The organism is Methylibium sp. (assembly GCF_031393925.1).
Lineage (GTDB): Bacteria > Pseudomonadota > Gammaproteobacteria > Burkholderiales > Burkholderiaceae_C > Methylibium.
This window is the reverse complement of the sequence record NZ_JANMWL010000198.1, coordinates 1-2302: the sequence shown is the minus strand read 5'-3', so window position 1 is coordinate 2302 and position 2302 is coordinate 1. Positions and strand designations below refer to the sequence as shown.

Sequence of the window (2302 nt, the reverse complement as noted above, 5' to 3'; positions counted from 1 at the left end):
GCGAGATGGCGGCAGTGATCACCGCGGTGGTGATGGCAGGGCGCACCGGCGCCGCCTTTGCCGCCGAACTGGCGACCATGCAGGCCAACGAGGAGATCGACGCGCTCGAGGTGCTGGGCATCGACCCGGTCGAGTTCCTGGTGCTGCCGCGCGTGATGGCGCTGGTGCTGATGATGCCGCTGCTCTACGTCTACGCCTGCGCCACAGGGCTCATCGGCGGACTGCTGGTGGGCGCGGGCATGCTGGGCCTGCCGCCCGCGGCCTATGTCGAGCGCACGCTCGATGCGCTTGAGTGGTCGCACCTGGGCCTGGGCATGGCCAAGTCGCTGGTGTTCGGCGCGCTGATCGCGCTCACCGGCTGCTACCAGGGCCTGTACGCCGAGCGCAATGCGGCCGGTGTGGGCCAGGCGACCACGCGCGCGGTGGTGACCGGCATCGTCGGCGTGATCGCGCTCGACGCGGTGTTCGCCTTGTGCGCCAACGCGCTGGGGATCTAGGCCGTGGCCGAACAGAAGCTGCTGACGGTCCGGGGCCTGGAGATGCGTTTCGGCCAGCGGCTGATCCAGCGCGAGGTGTCGTTTTCGGTCGAGCGCGGCACGATATTTGCCATCATGGGCGGTAGCGGCTGCGGCAAGAGCACGCTGCTCAAGCACCTGGTCGGCCTGCTCGCGCCGACCGCCGGCCGCGTGGCCTACGGCGGCGTGGATTACTGGGCCAGCGATGACGCCACCCGCGCAAAGCTGCGCGCGGGCTTAGGCATGCTGTTCCAGACTGCTGCGCTGTGGTCGTCGATGACTTTGATGGAAAACATCTGCCTGCCCTTGGAACAACAACGCACGCCCCTCGACCCCGATGCCCGGCAGGCGCGTGCGCGCGAGGTGCTGTCGTGGGTGGGGCTCGAAGCGTTCGAGAACTACTACCCGGTGGACTTGTCGGGCGGCATGAAAAAGCGCGCCGGCCTGGCGCGCGCCATCGCCGCCGAGCCGCCGCTGTTGCTGCTCGACGAGCCCTCGGCCGGGCTGGACCCGATCAGCTCGCTTCGGCTCGATGACCTCATCCTCGACATCCGCCAGCGCACCGGCGCGGCAGTGGTGTTGGTGAGCCATGAACTGCCGAGCCTGCTGGCCATCGCCGACGACGGCATCTTTCTCGACGCCGACAGCCAGCAACCGATCGCGCACGGCAGCCCGCGCCATTTGCGCGAGCACGCCGAGCATCCGACAGTGCGCGCCTTTTTGCGCCGCGAGGAACCGCCACCGTCCGGGCCGAAGGCAAAGGCCGGCTCCGCACCGCCCGCGGCGCCACCTGCCGCCACGGCGCCGTCCTCATGAAGCGCCACGCCCTGCTGGTCGGCAGCTTCGTGCTGGTGGCCGCGGCCTTGATCGTCGCTGCGGTGCTGTGGCTCAGCGGCGGCAACCTGTTCCAGAACCAGCTGCGCGCGGTCATCTATTTCCAGGGCAGCGTGAGCGGGCTGTACATCGGCGCGCCGGTCACGTTCCGCGGCGTTTCGGTCGGCCAGGTCGACAGCATCGACATCGAGGTCGACTCGCGCACCCTGGCCGCGCGCATTCCGGTGCGCGTGCGCCTGCAGCCCGACCTGGTGCGCTTCAATGCCGGTGCGGCGGCCAACGCACTGCCGGATTTGCCCGAGCTGGTCAGGCGGGGCCTGCGCGCCAGGCTGGTGGCGCAGAGCTTCGTCACCGGCCAGAAGTTCATCGACCTCGACTTCGTGCCCGACGCGCCGGCACCGCAACTTGCCGGCGGCAAAGAATTCGAGATTCCGGCGCTGGCCGACCGTTTCGGCGCGCTCATCGACCAGGTGACCGAGTTGCCGCTGCGCGAAACGGTGCAAGAGCTGCGCGGCACCCTGCAGGCGCTGCAGCGCACGCTCGACAGCACGCAAAGCGCGCTGGGCACGAGCGCACGAGAACTCAGCGAGACCGCCGTGCAAGCGCGCCGCACCTTGGTGGTCGCGAGCCAGGCACTGGGCGAGGTGCAGGGCCATGCCGAGACGACGCTCGCCTCGATCACGCGGCTTGCGGAGGCCAGCCAGAAAGTGGTGCTCGGCGTCCAGCCGGAGCTACAACGCACGCTCGCCAGCGCACGCGAGGCGGCAGAAACCGCCAACCTGGCGATGAGCCGCGTGGCCGAACTCACCGCCCCCGGCGCCACCTTGCGCGGCGACCTCGACTCGGCCGTGCGCGATCTGTCGCAGGCCGCGCGCGGGTTGCGCGAGTGGAGCGAAATCCTGGAAGACAAGCCCAATGCCGTGATCTTCGGGAGCGAGCGCCGATGAGAAGCC

General features: G+C 69.6%; 3 protein-coding genes. All 3 read left to right on the top strand.

The genetic code is table 11. The features are described 5' to 3' along the window. Window positions 1-497: ABC transporter permease (locus RMO12_RS11005; RefSeq protein WP_309639314.1), on the top strand; the 497-nt coding region annotated here is incomplete at its 5' end. 3 nt (window positions 498-500) lie between these two features. Then, entirely contained in the window at window positions 501-1331 is an 831-nt protein-coding gene (locus tag RMO12_RS11000; protein WP_309639313.1) for an ATP-binding cassette domain-containing protein, read from the top strand. Continuing rightward, window positions 1328-2296, top strand: a complete 969-nt coding sequence (locus RMO12_RS10995; RefSeq protein ID WP_309639312.1) for an MlaD family protein — start codon at window positions 1328-1330, stop codon at window positions 2294-2296. The genes RMO12_RS11000 and RMO12_RS10995 overlap by 4 nt, the downstream gene beginning before the upstream one ends. The last annotated feature ends 6 nt before the right edge of the window (window positions 2297-2302 follow it).